The sequence below is a fragment of the Chloracidobacterium sp. genome, assembly GCA_016715795.1.
Taxonomy (GTDB): domain Bacteria; phylum Acidobacteriota; class Blastocatellia; order Pyrinomonadales; family Pyrinomonadaceae; genus OLB17.
In genome coordinates, this window is the sequence record JADJXP010000002.1 from 1,975,496 (window position 1) to 1,993,272 (window position 17,777).

11 protein-coding genes are annotated in these 17,777 nt (G+C 56.1%); 4 read left to right on the plus strand and 7 right to left on the minus strand.

Annotated features, from left to right (window positions below; translation table 11 throughout):
• Positions 1-135: 135 nt before the first annotated feature.
• From IPM59_14130 to IPM59_14140, 3 genes are all read left to right on the plus strand, one after another.
• On the plus strand, positions 136-1,425 hold the full coding sequence (locus IPM59_14130) for a putative DNA binding domain-containing protein (protein MBK9216704.1): 1,290 nt from the start codon (positions 136-138) through the stop codon (positions 1,423-1,425).
• An 80-nt stretch (positions 1,426-1,505) separates the two neighbouring features.
• Positions 1,506-2,396, plus strand: a complete 891-nt coding sequence (locus IPM59_14135; GenBank protein MBK9216705.1) for a class I SAM-dependent methyltransferase — start codon at positions 1,506-1,508, stop codon at positions 2,394-2,396.
• A gap of 1 nt (position 2,397) precedes the next feature.
• Positions 2,398-3,372 (plus strand): glycosyltransferase family 2 protein, encoded by a 975-nt coding sequence (locus IPM59_14140; protein MBK9216706.1) that lies wholly within the window; start codon positions 2,398-2,400, stop codon positions 3,370-3,372.
• Positions 3,373-3,405: 33 nt separating this feature from the next.
• Here IPM59_14140 and IPM59_14145 read toward each other — a convergent pair whose 3' ends face one another.
• The 3 genes from IPM59_14145 to IPM59_14155 are packed head-to-tail and all read right to left on the minus strand — an operon-like array spanning position 3,406 to position 9,994.
• Positions 3,406-5,706 (minus strand): hypothetical protein, encoded by a 2,301-nt coding sequence (locus IPM59_14145; protein MBK9216707.1) that lies wholly within the window; start codon positions 5,704-5,706, stop codon positions 3,406-3,408.
• Between the two features lie 19 nt (positions 5,707-5,725).
• Positions 5,726-6,787: a glycosyltransferase family 2 protein gene (locus tag IPM59_14150; protein ID MBK9216708.1), complete on the minus strand. Its 1,062-nt coding sequence runs from the start codon at positions 6,785-6,787 to the stop codon at positions 5,726-5,728.
• Between the two features lie 15 nt (positions 6,788-6,802).
• The gene (locus tag IPM59_14155) at positions 6,803-9,994 is read right to left on the minus strand and encodes a 6-bladed beta-propeller (GenBank protein ID MBK9216709.1); all 3,192 of its coding nucleotides are present in this window, start codon (positions 9,992-9,994) and stop codon (positions 6,803-6,805) included.
• 143 nt (positions 9,995-10,137) lie between these two features.
• Here IPM59_14155 and IPM59_14160 point away from each other — a divergent pair, with 143 nt between their 5' ends.
• Positions 10,138-10,443: a DUF2695 domain-containing protein gene (locus IPM59_14160; protein ID MBK9216710.1), complete on the plus strand. Its 306-nt coding sequence runs from the start codon at positions 10,138-10,140 to the stop codon at positions 10,441-10,443.
• Here the strand turns inward: IPM59_14160 and uvrA are convergent.
• The 4 genes from uvrA to IPM59_14180 form a co-directional block, all read right to left on the minus strand.
• Complete coding sequence (gene uvrA, locus IPM59_14165; protein ID MBK9216711.1) at positions 10,440-13,382, minus strand: excinuclease ABC subunit UvrA; 2,943 nt, start codon at positions 13,380-13,382, stop codon at positions 10,440-10,442. The genes IPM59_14160 and uvrA overlap by 4 nt on opposite strands.
• A 69-nt stretch (positions 13,383-13,451) precedes the next feature.
• The gene (locus tag IPM59_14170) at positions 13,452-13,727 is read right to left on the minus strand and encodes a hypothetical protein (GenBank protein MBK9216712.1); all 276 of its coding nucleotides are present in this window, start codon (positions 13,725-13,727) and stop codon (positions 13,452-13,454) included.
• Between the two features lies 1 nt (position 13,728).
• Positions 13,729-14,517: a M50 family metallopeptidase gene (locus tag IPM59_14175; GenBank protein ID MBK9216713.1), complete on the minus strand. Its 789-nt coding sequence runs from the start codon at positions 14,515-14,517 to the stop codon at positions 13,729-13,731.
• Between the two features lie 316 nt (positions 14,518-14,833).
• Positions 14,834-17,509 carry an SBBP repeat-containing protein gene (locus tag IPM59_14180; protein ID MBK9216714.1) on the minus strand — a complete coding sequence of 892 codons (2,676 nt, stop codon included), beginning with the start codon at positions 17,507-17,509 and terminating at the stop codon, positions 14,834-14,836.
• Between the last annotated feature and the right edge of the window lie 268 nt (positions 17,510-17,777).

Below are 17,777 nucleotides of genomic sequence, written 5' to 3' on the forward strand. Positions count from 1 at the left end.
CAACTTAGAAAGCTTTCATTTTAGACGAGTACACGCAATTTCGCCAACTTGAACCGACGTGGTTTACATTGGCGCCATTCGGTGGTTCAATTGGGACGTAGCGAATTTTGACATTCCGGCCCGCACCTAAAAGAGATGCCGAGAAGGAAGTTTCGACATACACGCCCGCCCGCAAGTGATCATTCCTTTCAGGAATACCTGCACAACCAGCCCCTGCAATCAACAACGCGCACCGAGTTGCTCCGACTGATCCGCGGCGGCGAAGACACCTATCTTGAATTAAAGGTAAAGCTCTCAAATCCCGAACGCATCACGCAGGGCATCGTCGCCCTGGCCAATACCGACGGCGGAACCATCATCTTCGGCGTCAATGACCAGCTCAGGATCGAGGGCGTCAGCAATCCTGAATGGGTCGTTCAGGAACTCTCGCGAATCTGTCGCGACGAGGTCACGCCGCCGCTTGTGCCGATGATCGACACGATCGCATTTGACAGCGGCAAGCGGATCGTCGCCCTCGACGTGGACGGCCGTCGGCGGCCATATCGGACGCGCGACGGGCGATTCTATATGCGGTTTGGCGCGGAAAAGCGCGAGGTCGCTCGGGACGAGCTGTCATCGTGGCTCGACGAACTGAGACCGCTGGGCTTTGAGAACATCCCGATGCAGACCGCGACTGAAGCCGATTTTGACGATGCCCTGTTGTGGTCATTTGCGAACGCTTTTGACACCGAGGCACCGAACAGGACGCTCTATTCGACAAGTGATTTTTTGCGAAAGGATCTGATGCTGGCGGTCGGCCAAGGCGATGAGTTCTTTCCCACCGTCGCTGCATTGCTGCTGTTCGGAAAGAACGACCGCGTAGCAGAGTTGCTGCCGCGCTCAAACGTGACCGTGGCCCGCTTTTCGGGTGAGAACGGCTCCGCTCAGCTCATCGAGGCCCTCGAGACCAAGGGCAATCTGCTGACTCAGTATGAGACTGTGATCGAGTTCGTAAAACGCTACGTCGATCTCGACAAGGATCCGCCGAAACGCAAACTGGCGCTCGTCGGTGATGCCGTAGCAAAGCCGCGTGGGCGTTATCACCACTATTCCGTTGTCGAGGCGATCATCAACGCCCTGATGCACCGCGACCTTGCATTGCGCGACATCCGCACGCGTATCAACATCTACGATAACGCTATCGAGATCATCAATCCGCGTCGGACGATGGGCTTCTCGCCGCCGGCGTCGCGGGCCATTCGCTACGGCATCACCCAGCGGCTCAATCCGCAGATCGCGGCCATATTCACACGCCGCGAATACGGCATCACCGTCCCGCACGGCGGCCTGCCGATGGTGCTCAAACAATCGCTCCGCTTCTCAGGCCGCAAGCCCGAGATATACATCGCGAATGATGAGTTCAAGCTAAAGATGTATGCGGTCTGAACTGTGTTTTTTGCCAGTCAGCAAGCGGGCTGGCCGCCTCATCTGAGACTGTGTGAAAATGATATCGTATTGAGTTGAGAATGATGGACGATCTTCAACTTTCCGACAAAACTAACGGTCGTGTATCAGATGCCGTGAGCGAGATGGAGTATCCGGACTGCCCGCTGTGCAGCGCATCTGATCGTGACGATCCTGTTGTCAGGCTCGGGGTTCACGGTGTTGTGCGTTGCCGGGCCTGCTCAATGTATTATCTCTATCCACGCCTGAACGAGCAGGCTATGCAGCGCTTTTATCAGGACAGCTCCTACTTCGGGGGCGGAGATTCAGGTTACTCTGATACCAGCTATTCAGATCAGGAATCTGCGTTGGGGGCCACCTTCGACCGGCTCGTCGGCAATCTAGAAAAGCGCAATATGACCGGCGGCGCCCTTCTCGAAGTCGGTTGTGGCTATGGATACCTTTTGAATGCGGCAAACGGATACTTTGCCCGCCGGGTCGGTACGGAGTATTCGCCTGAGGCCGCCACGATTGCCTCAAAGGTTGCAGACAGAGTGTATCCAGGAGGCGTCGATGGACTGGAGGGCAACGAGACGTTTAACTGCATTATTGCTACGCATGTGATCGAGCATGTCTATGATCCGATACAGTTCGTAGGAAACCTGGTGAACAGGCTGCAGACGGGCGGAACGCTTATCCTTGCGGCCCCGGACATGGGCGGACTTTTGAGAAAAGTAATGGGCAAGCGATGGGCGTCGTATAAAGTGCCCGAACACATTCATTACTTTGATGCGAGATCGCTGGAGCGGTTAATGCGTCTTGGGGGCCTCAATGAGATCCGACGGATCCCGTATCCGCATGCCTTCCCGCTCGGCCTGATAGCATCGAAATTCGGGATCCGCATCCCTTCGGTCCTGGCACGAAGGAATATTTGGGTCCCGGCAACGACGATCGCGCTAAGCGGAAAGATCTAGCATGGGTGAAGAAAGAACAGAAGATTACAAGAAACTGGTCTCGGTCGTCGTGCCCGTCTTCTGCGAAGAGAAGAATATCGGCACCGTTCTCGAACGAATAGCGAGCAGCATCGAACCCCGAAATATCGCATATGAGATCGTCGTGGTCGATGACGGTTCGCACGATGGGACTTGGACGACACTGTCGTCCTGCGCTGAGAAGCTGCCCATCCGTGCCGTGCGGCTGAGCCGAAATTTTGGTAAGGAATTGGCCCTTTGCGCGGGCTTGGAACGGGCGCGCGGCGATGCCGTGATCGTGATGGATGGGGATGGCCAGCACCCTCCGGAAGTGATATCCGAGATGCTGACCATCTGGCTTAGCGGCGACGCAGAGATCATCGATGCGGTCAAGAAGACGCGCGGCAAGGAATCGATACTGAGCAAACTCGGAGCACGGATCTTTTACTGGATCTGGGGCAGGCTATCGGGCTTCGACCTGGCAGCTGCATCAGATTTCAAGCTGCTTAGTCGTCAGGCAGTCGCGGCCTACCTCCAGATGGGCGAGCGAAATGTCTTTTTTCGCGGCATGACAGCATGGCTGGGGTTTTCTCGAGCAAAGGTCTATTTTGAAGTCGCGGGTCGCGAGGGCGGAACATCGACTTGGTCGTTCTTTCTCCTCGTCAACCTTGCGTTGACCGGAATCACCGGATTTTCGGCCGTTCCGCTTCAGATAATTACTGTCTTGGGCCTTGTGTTTATGCTGTTTGCGTTGGTCTTTGGAGCGCAGACCCTTTACATGTTCCTTAGCGGCCATGCGATGACGGGTTTCGCCACGGTGATCCTGCTGCTGCTGTTTATCGGAAGCCTGTTGATGTTCAGCCTTGGGATCATGGGCGAATATCTGGGACGCATCTACGATGAGGTCAAACGCCGGCCTCGATATGTGATCGCAGAAACGATCGAAGGCATGGCACGCGACGCGTCTTCGCAAAAATAGCATTCATTGCCGGAATGCGAAAAATGAGCACCGTCACGGACCCGATAATGGGAAACGGACCACCGTCGAGTTCCCCGTATTGAGGACGAGGAGCGTCCGGTCATTGTTTGTCTTGGTAATGACAAGGGACGATGGGTTGTCGAGCCCGTTTTGGCTATCCGGGCCGAGCGGAGTGGAACGGTTCCCTTTCAGGTCGAACGCTATGACCTCCTTTGTGGTGCCGCTGGTAACGTAAACGAGTTTTCGGCTTTCATCATATGCGACGTCAGGATAATGCCACACATACTTTTCCCATTCGGGTACATTCCATTGGCGGACAAACTTTCCGTCAAGGTCAAAGACCTGGATGCGTCCATTGCCATTATCTGTTACCAGAACAAGCCCGTCGGCGGTTGTAATTCCGGTCGCCTCACGGAATTGGCCTTCTCCATCGCCCAAACTTCCCCATTCGCTGAATTTCTCGGTAGTCGTATCGAACCGAACGATGCGCCCGTTCCCCTGGTCGACGATGAAAAGAGAACGATTCGGGCCAGTTGCCACATCGCGGGGGCCATAGAATCCGGGTGCGGGCCCCGACCAGTCCTTAACAAACCTTCCGTTGGGATCGAATCTAAAGAGCTTATTCAGTTGGGCGTCAGTAACATAAATGTCACCGTCACCGGTGGTCGCTATACCGTTTGGTTCCTTAAGCTGTCCTTCACCGAAAGCCGAGGTCACCCTGCCGGCCCGGTCAAATACCTGGATCCGTCCGTTGCCCGTGTCTGCGACGTAGTAATTGCCGGCTTTATCGGCGTCGATGCCGCGCGGCTTAGCGAGTGCGCCCCTAGGCGAGGTCGGGGCCATTTCGGGCGGCGTGGGTGGCGGCCTTTTTGAGCCGTATTTGACCGGATAAAGATCACCAGAATAGCCGTGGTAGAAGGTCGTGCCCCACAAATTACAGTCGGGTTGAACCATGCACACGTAGAGCTTTATCAGTGTCCCGTCCGGATGCCAGCGGCTGTGCGGTAAGGTAAGTCCCGTAGGCGGCTCGCCATTTAGGACCTTCGCCATATAGGGCCGCGCGCTTGTATCGAATCGTGAATAAGCGGCACGGACGCCAACGAGATGCCCTAGCGAAGCGATGAGGGCCGCAAACGCAAGGCCGCCGCAGACGACCCTGAACCGGGCGTTAGCCAGCATGTCCGGCAGATGGCGAATGATCACGATCGCGGCCGTCACGAGGCAGATCGCATAGGTCGTGGAGGCAAATCTGTAGTCGTAAGCCAGCCAATGCCCTGCCGGAACAGGGATGAACTTCTCATTTATCACCGATGCGGTGATCGCAGCAAAAATGCCGGCTAATATCAGGCTTCGAGAACTGTCTTCCCGCTTGAACCAAAAGGAAACGAACACCGCAAAAAGGACAAATAGGATCGCGAAGATCGCAAACATCGAACCGTCCGCCACATCGTCAGCCTTGAGATACATTCCGTCCAGCAGCGGCCAAAACCTATTCTTTGTCCACTCAGCAAAAGGAAGGAATGGCGATTCCCTCGTCATGATATCGGTCGCCGGTGCAAGCGGCGAACCCGCCGTCGCCGCAATGTGATAGATCGCGATCGGTGCAAAGGCAGCGCCAAGCATCGGGAACCCGATCCATTCCTTCGGCAACCGCCACAGCACTAGCGACGCGACCGCCCGGCCAAAACACCAGATCAGCCAAAAGGCGGGCACGAAAGGGTGGGCGAGGTAGGCCAACAACAAACATGCAAAGGTCCATATCGCCGGCCGGAACTTCCGGTCGGCAAGAAATTTCTCGCTGAAATAGATCGCGGGAATAATGAAAGTGATGCCTAACGTATAGTTCACGAAGCCGATGAACCAGCAGGCCACGTACATGCCGACTGCCGCCGGCAGAATAATGCACGCCGCGATGCCCGCCGAACGCCACTGTCGATCCTCAAGCTCGGCAACACCTATCGCCGCCACGATAGCCGAAAAGAGTGCGATCAGGGCTACCGAAATGGCTTTCGGAAGGTATATGAGCGAGATGCCAAAAGCTTTGAACAGTCCGATGAAGCCCAATGAGAGATATGGGAACAGTTTGTAGCCGAGGAACGATGTCAACTGAAGGTCTAGAGTAGATGTTCCCGCAAGGGTTTCCCAGAGAAGTTTGCTCACCAGCAGATGCTCAGGCAGGTCCACGAGCGGCGGATACAAGTTGCCATAGAACGGCAGCCACATCAGGACGATCAACCCCGCTGTCATGGCGATCAGAACGCGATGGCTCCGCAGCCATTCCTTCATGTTGCTAGATCGGCTTCTCGCAGGTGACGTGTCTTGTTTTTTGTCCATCGTTTTCTTCTTCGGCCGATCAGTCTGCGATGTCTCGAATAACGTAGTTAGGCCGCTGTTTCACCTCGTCATAGATACGCCCGATATACTCCCCGATCGATCCTAAGAGGATCAATTGGATCCCGCCGATCACGAGTATGACTACGATCAGAGAAGCCCAGCCACGTGCCAGGGTGGACACAGTGGGATCGACGAAATGCACCGCGAGCGCATAGATCAAAAGTAATACGGCGACAAAGCACGAAAGAAAGCCCACATAAACGGCAACTCGGAGCGGCACCGTAGAGAAACCGACGATCCCGTTGATTGCCAGCCTCACCGATTGACGAACATTATATTTAGCTGTTCCCGCAAACCTTGCCGGCCGTTCGTAGCTGACCGCGACCTGTCTAAATCCAAGCCAGCTTCTCAGCCCCCGAAGAAATCGGTTCCTCTCAGGGAGGGCCTTGAGATAGTTGACGACCTTTCTGTCGAGTAAGCAAAAATCTCCTGTATCAAGCGGTATTTCAATGCTGGAGACATATTGCAGCATCCTGTAAAATGAGAATGCAAAGACCTTTTTCCAGATCGGCTCCTTTCCGCGTCTTTCTCTGACGGCATACACGATCTCAGCTCCATCCTTCCATTTTCTTAACATTTCGGTTATCACATGGGGCGGATCCTGCAGATCGGCATCCATCAGGACCGTAGCATCGCCGGAACTGAAGTCGATCCCGGCGGTGATCGCCGCCTGATGGCCAAAATTCCGAGAGAAGTTGATCAACTTGATACGTGGGTCATTCTTCTTCAATTCGCGAATCAACTCCTCCGACCTGTCCCAACTGCCGTTATTAACGAAGAGAAATTCAGCATTCGTGATCTGATTCTGATCGAGGACTGATGCTACCTGTCGGTATAGTTCCGGAATGTTCTCCTCTTCATTGAAGGTTGGAAAAACGAGCGAGAGTTCGACTTTCTCGCCTACGCTTCCTGCGAAAATCGGCCCGTTCGACGATGTCCCCGCATATCGCAGTAGTTCCGCCGCCAGTTCCTTGGCTAGCTCCGGGTTCTCGCGGCAGATCGCTTCAAGCTTGCTGTTCATGGAAAAGCCTAATTGCTACTTTGCCGCCAAGGTAAGCTTGGATAAATTCGCCCCACTGTTGTTCAAAACCAACAGGGACGGCACGCGATTCTCGGTCGTGATGCAGATCGATGTCGGATTGCTCAATCTGGTGTTTCCATCCTGCCGAAAACCGCGGTCCACGCTATTGCCTTCGAGATCATACGCCAGGACCTCATTCTTCCAACTATTCGTCACATAGAGGAGTTTCGTAGCCGGGTCGAATACGACGTCTGGGTAGTTCCAAACATACCGTTCCCAACCTGGCACCTCCCACTCGCGAACAAAATTACCCTCAAGGTCGAAAACCTGGATGCGGTTATTTCCATTGTCCGCAACAAAGACAAACCGGTCGCTGGTCGCGATGCCTGTTGATTCCCGAAACTGAGATGGCCCGGCACCAATGCTCCCAAACGAAGTGAATTTCTCAGTTGAAGGCTCAAAGCGGACGATCCGCGTGTTTCCCTGATCGATAATGTAGAGGTCGTTGTTAGGCCCGAAGGCGATATCACGTGGGCCATAGAAGCCAGGTTCAGGCCCTTTCCATTCCTTTTGAAAAGTGCCGTCGGCAGTGAACTTCAGTAACTTGTGATTTGCCGGATCGGTAACGAAGATCGCGCCGGAGCTATCAATCGCCACTCCATTCGGAGTTTTTATCTCGCCCGCACCGGCCCCCGACTTGCCGAAAGAAAGGATGAATCTTCCCGTCTGGTCAAATTTCTGGATCCGATCGTTTCCCGTATCTGCCACATAGATATTGCCTTTCGAATCAGTCGCGAGGCCGCGCGGCTTCGAGAACTGGCCGCCTCCGACACCTTCGCCGCCCGTGAATGCCGTAGCCGTGGCAGAGCCGGGCGTCGGTGTAGGAACGGCTGGCGGAATTTCCACCGCCGGGTCGGGCGGGCCGAGAGCCTCCGGAACCTTGTAGATCTTGAGCCCGTCGTATTTGTTCTCCGTATCGTCAAATACTACCTTAAAATATGCCTGGTAGAGCACTTCGTTCGGGTTCTTGATGATGTCGCTTTTTCGCAGCCCATTATCGAAGGCCACATAGCTGATCTTTTTGGCTTTTAGGAGGCTCAAAACCTCATTCGGATCGCGTGACTCAAGCATCTTCTTGTATGCAGCTTCTTGTTCGCCGGTCGGATACCCCACGCCCCACGCGTAGTACGGATGACCGTAAAACAGGCGCCGGCCGGCAAGGAGTATCTGGTGGTTGACATGCCGATTGGTCAAGAAGATCGCATTTGGGTCGGTATTCTCCATTACCCATTTGACGAGCGCGTCGTCACGATACCCCATGTACATCCATGTGCTGTTCTTTATGGGGAACAGATCTATGACCCCGCCGATAACGATCGTCGCGGTTAGAGCTATCGCAAGGATGCGGCCCGGGATAGTCGTCTTTATCCCCTTAAAGCTCCAAAGCCACCAAAGACCCGCGGCTGCAAACAGGTTGGCTACGACGAGCCAAATATTAAGGAATTTATGGTTTGCCAGGGCCTCCGGGCTAAATTGGAGGCAAAATGTGACCGCTATCAGTGTGGAGACCGCCATCAATACGCGATTCCGCAGCCAGGTTCCGACGATAACACCGATCAGGATCAGCAGCCACTTAACGCCAAACGTCCACCCGAGGTAATAAAAAACGTCATAGAAGGAGGCGTTTCCACCCAGCGTGTATCCCCAACCAACGAGCGACGGCCCGGGTGGGATGTTGCCCGTTTTTAGGTAAATGATTTGCGGCAGCGCAAATACGGCCGTCGTTACACCAAGAATGATCAGTTGCCTGCGATAAGGAAAGAGGACGAAAAAGCACGCCAGAATGGCGAAGGCGGCGGTAAATACGGCGCCGTTCCACATCGGCATCAGGCCGAGGAGAGCTCCGGCGAATATGAATGGGGAGACGCGGCCGAGGTTCGCGGTGAGCTTCCTAACGAGAGCGGAAATATCAATATCCTCGCTACTGTCGAGAGATTCGTGCCCGTGTGCCGCTATTTCCGAGGTTTCAAAAGCTGCCGGCTCAACTTCGTTCGTCAGCGATGCCTCAGCATCCGGCAAATCACCGACGGCAGTCGGTTCTTCGTTTCTCACCTCCAACGCCTCATCGATCTGCTCGGACGACGAAGCAGCGTCAATTACCTCGGCAAGATCACCATTTGCAGGAGCATCCTCCGCAGTAGTTTCGGCAGACGGCTCTTCCCCTGCCACATCGACTGCCACAGGTTCCGGTTCGGCGGGGAGAGATGCGGCCCGTGCTGCTTGCTTCTGACGATCTGCCTCGCGGTAGCGGTCGATCAGAAAGAACATCACCAGCAGCAGGATGCCGATGGAGCTGGCCAGATGCCGCTGATTGGCGTAAACGACCTGCGACCAGACGCCCCACAATTCGCCTCGATAGTTGAAGCCCGATGGCAGGAAGTCGCGCATCTTCCAGACAGAGTCAATCACGCTGCCCAACGGCCAGTGCGAATAGACGTATGGTATGAATGACAGCGTGCCGTGAAAGAAGAACAAACAAGCCGCGATCCGCCCGATCAAGCGCGAGGCAAACAACACCACGCCGAGGGCCATCACGAGAAAGAGCATCGAGAGCAGCGACAGGATGCTCAGCACATTGTTGGCTGTGGACGGGCTGAGGCCGAGATATTCGAGATTGCCCGCAAGGAAATAGAACAGGAAATGATACCTGATCCGGTCGCCTGAAAAGTGTGGATACTCAGTCGGGAAATTATGCCCGTTCGCAAATGACTGCATGATCGACACAGTTGAGCCAAAATCGCTCCATTGATGTGTCGCGATGCGGACCTTGCCGTCATCCATTGAGAATGTCGCAAACGTAAGCCAGCACGCATATGCCAGAAAAAGTCCCGCCGCGACCCAGTCCCATCGGTTAAACCCGACCTGATCGCTGTCGATCCGCGTCTGGAATTCCTGGCTTGAAGGATTTGCCCAGAGCCAGTAGATCAGCCCTCCACACATCACGAAGAAGAGGAGGTTGCCCCAGAGCAACGGCGAATTGGTAGCTGCAAAGAGAAATCCACACAGATACGTCCACCAACTCCCGATAAGTGCCCCGGTAAGAAACGCTGCACCGAAACGATGCGGCCCCGACGCAAACTTAAAGAAGCGACGACACAGGGCGTCACCGAGCAGGAGCAATAGGATCAGGTAGATGATTGCGAGCACTATCTCAATACTAAGCGACCCAAGGCACGGCCACTCAACAGTCCTTCAATTGATCACAGCTATTCGACAGAGATAAAGATACCAGATTTATCGCGTTCTGAACCAACGGCAACAGTGCTAAAATGGGCAGGAATCCCGATCATATGCCGGTTGTCCGTAAACGCCAGATCGAAAATCTCGAACAAAAGAGCGGCGAGGAATTGCGTGCATTCCTCGAAAGCCTGCCCGCGGGCCAGCAGACGATAAGCCTTCTGCTCGATTTTGTAGAGGACGAACTGTTCGAGGCCGAGTGTGACCATCATCTGCGGCACGCGATGAAGTTCATGATGGATAATCGGCTCGACTTTCCACGCCTTACGTCCTGGCTCAATGAGAACGGCGGCTACTGCGACTGCAAGGTGATGGAGCAGATAGCGCCTGCATGGCGGGCGAAGTTTGGAGACGACTAATTATCATGCTCACCGACCAATCCCGCGAGATATCGTCCCGTAATTGAACCTTCCACCTTGGCGACCGCCTCCGGCGTGCCGGCTGCAACGATCTCGCCGCCGCCAACGCCGCCTTCTGGGCCGAGGTCTATCACCCAATCGGCCGTCTTTATCACATCCAGATTGTGCTCGATCACGAGCAGGCTGCCGCCGTTATCGATCAATGCGCGAAATGCCGACAAAAGCTTGTTGATATCGTCAAAATGCAGCCCCGTCGTCGGTTCGTCAAAGATGAATAATGTTCGGTCGGCCGTCTTTTGAGCGAGATGCGACGCAAGTTTCACACGCTGTGCCTCACCGCCGGAGAGCGTCGTTGCGGACTGGCCAAGACGAAGGTAGCCGAGGCCTACGGCGTCCAGCACCTTTAGGCGCGTCACGATCTTTGGCACGTCCTTAAAGAACAATATCGCCTCTCTAACGGTCAGCTTGAGGGCCTCGTGGATGTTCTTGCCCTTGTATCTGACATCGAGGATCTCGGACTTGAAGCGTTTTCCACGGCAGTCTTCGCACGTCAGTTCGACATCGGCGAGAAACTGCATCTCGATGGTGACAACGCCGCTGCCCTGGCAGATCTCACACCGGCCGCCCGGCACATTGAACGAAAAGTGCGAGGAGCTGTAGCCCTTCGTCTTTGCGGCATTGGTCGCGGCAAATACTTCGCGGATCGCGTCATAGGCCTTGATGTAGGTCACCGGATTTGACCTTGGCGTACGGCCGATGGGCGATTGATCGACCAGTATAACGTCGTCGATCGATTCTCCGCCCTTGATCTCCTTGAAGAAGCCCACATGCGAGTTCCATTCGCCTCGCTTCTTCTTGAGCCCGGCATACAGAACGTCATGCACCAGCGTCGATTTGCCCGAGCCGGAAACGCCGGTGACGCATACGAGCATCTCGAGCGGTATCTTGACCGAGACGTTCTTGAGATTGTGCTCGCGGGCGCCGATGATCTCCAGCTTTCGTTTCGTCACGGGCCGTCGCGACCGAGGCAGCTTGATCTCGGCCTCGCCGCGAAGATACTTCGCCGTGAGCGAACGCTCATCGCCCAAGAGGCCATCAAAACGCCCTTCGAAGACGACATCGCCGCCAGACTCACCGGCGTGCAGGCCGATGTCCACGATGTGATCGGCGGCACGCATCGTGTCTTCGTCGTGCTCGACGACAACCACTGTATTGCCAATGTCACGCAGGTTCTCAAGTATCGCGAGCAGTCGAGCGTTGTCTCGGGGATGCAGGCCGATGCTCGGCTCATCCAACACATACAGCGTTCCGACGAGCAGCGAGCCGAGATTTGTTGCAAGCTGTATCCGCTGGGCCTCACCGCCGGAAAGTGTCGCCGCCAGTCGGCCGAGTGTCAGGTAATCGAGGCCGACCTCGACGAGGAATTTCAGCCGTCGGCGTATCTCAAGCAGGACCTTTTCAGCGATCTGCGTTCGCTCAGAGTCAAGTTCTAGCTGCTCAAAGAACTCATATGCATCGCGGATCGACATCTCGACGATCTCGGGCAGCGAGCGGCCGCCGATCTTTACGTCGCGTGCCTCCCGCCGCAGCCGCAGTCCGTCACAATCGGGACATCGCGTATATCCGCGATACTTGGCAAGAAATACACGAACGTGCAGCTTGTATTTCTTTGTCTCAAGCCATTGGAAGAAACCCTTGACGCCTCGCCAGCCATCGTCACCGTAGATGATGGCGTTTTGCTGATGATCGTCGAGATCAGCGAACGGAATGTTCATCGAAATGCCCGCAGCCGCGGCGTATTTCAATAGCTCCTTTTGCGCCCACGCGTGCTGCGGCCGCGTGAAGGGATCGACCGCACCGTCAGCCAATGACAACAATGGATTCGGGATCACCAGCCCGTAATCGATCCCGATCGTATTGCCGAAACCCTGACACGTTGGGCATGCACCGTAAGGCGAGTTAAAACTGAACAATGCCGGCTCAGGCTCATCGTAGCGAGTGCCGTCGTATTTGCAGATAAAACCGTCTGAGAACCGCAGGGCAGAACCGCCTGCGTAAGCAGGTGGCAGAGCGCTCTCGTTAGCTCCAACGCCCGCCTCACCTTTGGCCGCGCCACCCGCTGACGCGGGCGGTTCCGCCTGCAGTACGACGGCGGCATGAGCTTCGCGAAAGCAGGTCTCAAGCGAATCGACCAATCTTTGACGAACGTCTGCCGATGCCTTGAGCCGGTCGATCAGGACGTATGTGTCCGCAAAGTCGCCGTGCGGATAATCTTCCGGCTTTTGCAGCTCGATGATCTCGCCGCTGCGGAGAAGGCGCGAAAAACCCTGCTGCAGCATGGAGATCAGGAATGCCTGTGTGCTGAGGCTTTCGCTCTTTTTCAAACGCCCGGCTTTCGATGCTGAGCCCTTGCTTGCGTGTCGGCTGCGGACACGCGCGGACTCATCACTCTCGATAGGGAACAGCACATAGAACCGCGTGCCCTCGGACAGTTCCGCCAATATCTCATCGGCCGCTGATTCCGGTGAATCCTTCTTAACTTCCCTGCTGCAGGCGTGGCAGAACGTCTGGCCGGCGCGGGCATATAGCAGACGTAGATAGTCGTATATCTCAGTCTGAGTTGCTACGGTCGAGCGGGGGTTCTTGGTCGAATTCTTTTGCCGAATAGCGATGGCCGGCGCGATGCCGACGATCTCATCAACGTCCGGCTTGTCCATGCGCTCTAGAAATTGTCGGGCGTAAGCCGAGAGCGATTCGACATAGCGCCGCTGCCCCTCGGCATAGAGCGTGTCAAATGCGAGCGATGACTTGCCTGAGCCCGAAATGCCCGTGATAACGGTCAGCTTGTTGACCGGTATCGAGACCGAGATGTTCTTGAGGTTGTGAACGCGGGCCCCGCGGACGTGGATGGCTTCCTCTTTCTGCTTCGCAGCCGGCATAGACGGAGATCTGCCGCTATGGGCAAAAATCCAGTTTAGCAAATCGGAAAATCGCGGACAAAAGGGCCGTTACCAGCGAACATCGTAGCGGCCAAAATTGTCTCGCCACGTATCGTCGGCTTCGTTGGGAATGATTGCGAGCTTGCCCTCGAGAATGACCTCGGTATCGAGGTCGCGGCGGAGCCGATAGGTGCGGCCCGTGGGCGAGCAGACCGTCAAAACAACGCGTTCTTCGGCTATCTTTGAAACGGCGGCGAAACGCCAATCCGTGCGAGAGCGGACCAACAGCCGGGTCCCGATCATAAATTGATCGAGTGTGGTCCTGACGCTCTTCGCAGTCGCCATGTCAGTCGTTAAAAACGGATTCGCCCTTCGAGACGCCTTTCACATTCGCGTACATTCGCAGGCCGATCGTTATCACAACGAGCGAGATCGCGATCCAGACGACGACCCAGAGAAACGCGGGAATTCCCGTAGCGGCGGCCATATTGCCGGCGTCAGTCTGGATGTCCGCACCGATCAGCGGAGCGTTGATGAATAGCACTGTCTTAAGGTCTGACAAGGCGTTCATCAGACACTGGACCGCGAGAAATGCTACCGCAAAGTCGGCCACTCGGTGGCTGGCGAACCGCGCCATCGCCAGCAGAATGCCGGTCAGCACCAGGCCCGCAGCTACCGTAAACACAACGCTCGAAAACGGCACGTTGAGCGACAGAAAATTGAATATCGGAGCCACTATCGCAAAGACCAGCGTCATCACGCCGACAAAAACGCCGCAGCCAAACAGTATCCTGTGCGGTGACACATTCTTGCGCATCAGGCCGAGCATCGCCACGCCAAAAACGGCTGCCCCGACATAGCCGGCGCTCGATGTAAGCACCTGGCCAATAAGGCCGGACGACGCCGAATAGACGACACCGCTCCCATCGGCCGCTATCGTCAGGCTTTGCACCGATCCGCCCGTCAGCACCGCGATCAGTGCATGGCTGCCCTCGTGGATAAACGTCACAAACAGCCGTATTGGATACACCAGATATTCGGCATACGGAATGAACCACAACACAACCGTCGCGAGCGTCGCGATCAGCAGCAATGCAGCCTTGGGCTTGGCGTCTTCGGCAAGGGTGTATCTCATAGCGTCACCTCAAATAGTTGCTACAAGCGAATACGTCCATTCTATCCGAAAGTTCAGGCCGTGTCAGTCGTGCCCCGTCGGTAGCCCGCTTGTCAGTAGCCCGACCGTGAGGGAGGGCGCCGCTTCGCGAGCATCAGGGCTAGTGCAAAAACTCGAACGCAATGTTATCTCGGCGGCGCCCTCCCTGACGGGCTACTGACACGCGCTGCGGTGAAACAGTCGATTAAGAGGCAAGCGAAGGCGGTTCGGCCGCAGTGAAATTGAGGGAACCCCGATACCGGCAGGATTCCCTCCTTAGAAGCAACCGCGATCACGGCTATTTGATATACGCCGCCGGCAGCGGGATATCGGTGCCGAGTCCGAATTGGGTTATGGTGAAGCCGTTGTCGGACGTTCGCCAGATGTACCAAACGCCGTTGCGATAGACGGCGAGGTCGGCTTTGCGGTCGCCGTCATAGTCGGCGGGCACGGGGACGTCGCCACTCTGGCCGAATTGGATGGCCCGCGGTGCCTGGAACCAGCTTTGCCAGATGTACCATGTGCCGTCGCGGAATACGGCGTGATCGACCTGCTTGTCGCCGTCGTAGTCGGCGGGTACGACCTTATCGGCTACGGAGCCGAACTGGAGCGTCACCATCGGCAGGCCTTCCTCGTATTGAACATACCAGGTCCCGGCCCGATAGACGGCCACGTCGCTACGGCGGTTATGGTCAAAATCCGCCGGAATAGGCGTGTCCTCGGCGGTGCCAAACTGTTTGGTATTGACCTCACCATTCGAGCTTTGCGCCGTGTACCAATTGCCGTTGCGAAAGACACTCAGGTCGGCCTTGCCGTCGTTGTCGTAATCGGACGGCACCGGCTTATCACCTGCGAGCCCGAACTGGCTGATAAGGTGTGAGCCATTCGAACTGCGTCGGACGTACCACATACCGTCGCGATAAACGCCGGCGTCAAACCGTCCGTCGCCGTCGTAATCGGCCGGGACAAGCTTGTCACGCCCACCGCCCCAGTTCATGATGCCGACCGTGCCGTCGGTACTCTTTTGAATGAACCAGTCGCCGGTTGACGGCCTGAAGACCGCGATGTCGGCCTTTCGGTCACCGTCCCAGTCGAACGGAGCGGCCCGCGTCTGGCCGACGGGTTCGAGTTTGAAAACGACGAGGTCGGTCGATTGCTCAGGAATAAATGAGCTTCCGGCCGCGTAAACGTGGCCCTGCGCGTCGAGCAGTATTGTCTTCTGGGCCGCTTCGGCTTCCCAACTGAGCATCACGTCGTCGCCAAAGAACGGATTGCCGAATCGATACGTCCAGTCCTCGGTGCCGTCCGCGGCGTATTTGACGGCCTGAATGTCGGCATTCGCAAACCCTTCGGACGTGAACGCCGCGACAATGCTGTTGTCCGGTGCGATCACGATCTTCGGGTCGCCGTCAAAGTCATCGTCCGACGGGCCATCGTAAGTCCTGACCCACGCGGTAACGACCTCGGGCGTCAGCTTTGCAACAAACGCATCAACGTCGTAACTTTGCTGGTCGTAAAGCATTCCGGTTAGGACAATATCGCCATTACTGTTAAACGCCATTGACGTTGCGTAAACGCTCTGAGTCTGGCTGATTTCGGTGATCGGACGCGTCCATACGGCCGTGCCGGTCTGGCCGTTGATCTTACGGATGAACGTCGTCCCGGCCTCGGAATCATGCGATTCGCCCAGCACGAGCACATTCCCGTCGCCGTCGATCTCGACCTCATAGCCCTCATCGGACATCTCAGGAGCAGTTGTCGCGTATCGGTCCAGCCACTGTTGCTCGCCAGCCGAGTTATATTTGATCGTGACGATATCCTCCGAACCGCCCGCGAGCGAATTGTTTGAATACCCGGTGATATAAACATTGCCGCTCGTATCAATGTCGAGGTCGTTCAGGATCTCGCCAAAACCGCCGGCAAACCTTCTGGCCCAGACCTCGTTACCCTGAGTGTCGTATTTGACGGTCGCGTAATTCGCATAGGTGCCGACGCCCCAGGAATAGCCCGCGACGTAGGTATTACCCGCCGCATCGATCTTGAGAATTCGGGGAAAGTCATCGTAGCCGGGATTCGGTCCGTAAAACCTAGTCCAAACGACATCACCGTCGGTGTTGTACTTGATCGTCACATAGTTATAGCTGCGAAGCTGTGATGTACCCTCCGGTATGCTGTATGTGTAGCCTGTCAGGTAAACATTGCCGGCCGCATCGACGGCCATATCGCGCAAGGCGTCCTTGTAAAGCCCTTCGCCGGCCCAGGAGCGTGACCACACGCGGTTGCCGTTCGGGTCGGTCTTGAAGACGATGATGTCCGTGTCCTCGGTCTGCGCGTCGACATAGGAGGTGCCGCCGGTGTAGATATTCCCTGCGGCGTCGCGGCCTATCATCGCGTTGTAGTCAGCAAGAGCGGGCGTATTGTCAAAATAGCTTGTCCATGCGAGGGTCGGCTGGTTTGTCGGCGGAGGCGGTGGCGGTGGCGGCGGGCCGACCGCGATAAAATTCCACACCTCGTCCTCGACAATGCCCTCCCAAATAACGGACGGCGGGAAGAACTCATAATTCTCAAGCGATGGAGCAAGTTCGACGCGGCTGCCCCATGGGATATTGTCGAAGAGATAGTTCCCAGTCTGGTCGGTGATAACGGTGCGGGTCGTGTTGTTATTCAGGTCTCTCAGCGTCATCGTGACGCCCGACATCCTTACGCCGTTCTGGTGCGTGACGTGGCCTGAGATCATTACCGGCTCGCCAAAGCCGCCCTCTGTTCTTCGCGGCAGCCCGCGTCGGCCGGTGCACTCATCGCGAATGGAACGGTCGGATGTGTTGACGAAGACGGTCCGCTCGACACGGGGCTTGAGACACGGAACCTCCTGCGCCTGTGTCGTCGATCCGAAACTGAGAATAAAGAGAATGGCCGCGACAGCCGCCAGAGCGTTGCGGCACAGAATTGAAATGTAATAGGACTGTTGCATCATGTCTGCCTCCGGTTTGGATAAGGCTAACCGGCGTCGTCAACCGATGCCCTTTGGTTGTTATTCCATAAGTACAGTGCGTCCAATGTCGTCAAAAAGACACCTACGATCATTCGGCAGCGTGGTCGCCGCCGGGCAATCTTACGAATTGTGCAAGAGGCGTGCCGGAAAAGCGGTCTGTAAGCAGCCGTGTTTACAGCAGGAAAGCGGCGGCTGCGCTCGGCCCGGCGCGAATTTTTCAACGCCTCGCGCGAAGAAATCTACGGCTATT

Excerpts from the sequence above, each read along its gene's own strand:
- IPM59_14130 (MBK9216704.1), top strand. The coding sequence starts at position 136 with ATGCCGAGAAGGAAGTTTCGACATACACGCCCGCCCGCAAGTGATCAT.
- IPM59_14135 (MBK9216705.1), top strand. The coding sequence starts at position 1,506 with ATGATGGACGATCTTCAACTTTCCGACAAAACTAACGGTCGTGTATCA.
- IPM59_14140 (MBK9216706.1), top strand. The coding sequence starts at position 2,398 with ATGGGTGAAGAAAGAACAGAAGATTACAAGAAACTGGTCTCGGTCGTC.
- IPM59_14145 (MBK9216707.1), bottom strand. The coding sequence starts at position 5,706 with ATGGACAAAAAACAAGACACGTCACCTGCGAGAAGCCGATCTAGCAAC.
- IPM59_14150 (MBK9216708.1), bottom strand. The coding sequence starts at position 6,787 with ATGAACAGCAAGCTTGAAGCGATCTGCCGCGAGAACCCGGAGCTAGCC.
- IPM59_14160 (MBK9216710.1), top strand. The coding sequence starts at position 10,138 with ATGCCGGTTGTCCGTAAACGCCAGATCGAAAATCTCGAACAAAAGAGC.
- uvrA (MBK9216711.1), bottom strand. The coding sequence starts at position 13,382 with ATGCCGGCTGCGAAGCAGAAAGAGGAAGCCATCCACGTCCGCGGGGCC.
- IPM59_14170 (MBK9216712.1), bottom strand. The coding sequence starts at position 13,727 with ATGGCGACTGCGAAGAGCGTCAGGACCACACTCGATCAATTTATGATC.
- IPM59_14175 (MBK9216713.1), bottom strand. The coding sequence starts at position 14,517 with ATGAGATACACCCTTGCCGAAGACGCCAAGCCCAAGGCTGCATTGCTG.
- IPM59_14180 (MBK9216714.1), bottom strand. The coding sequence starts at position 17,509 with ATGATGCAACAGTCCTATTACATTTCAATTCTGTGCCGCAACGCTCTG.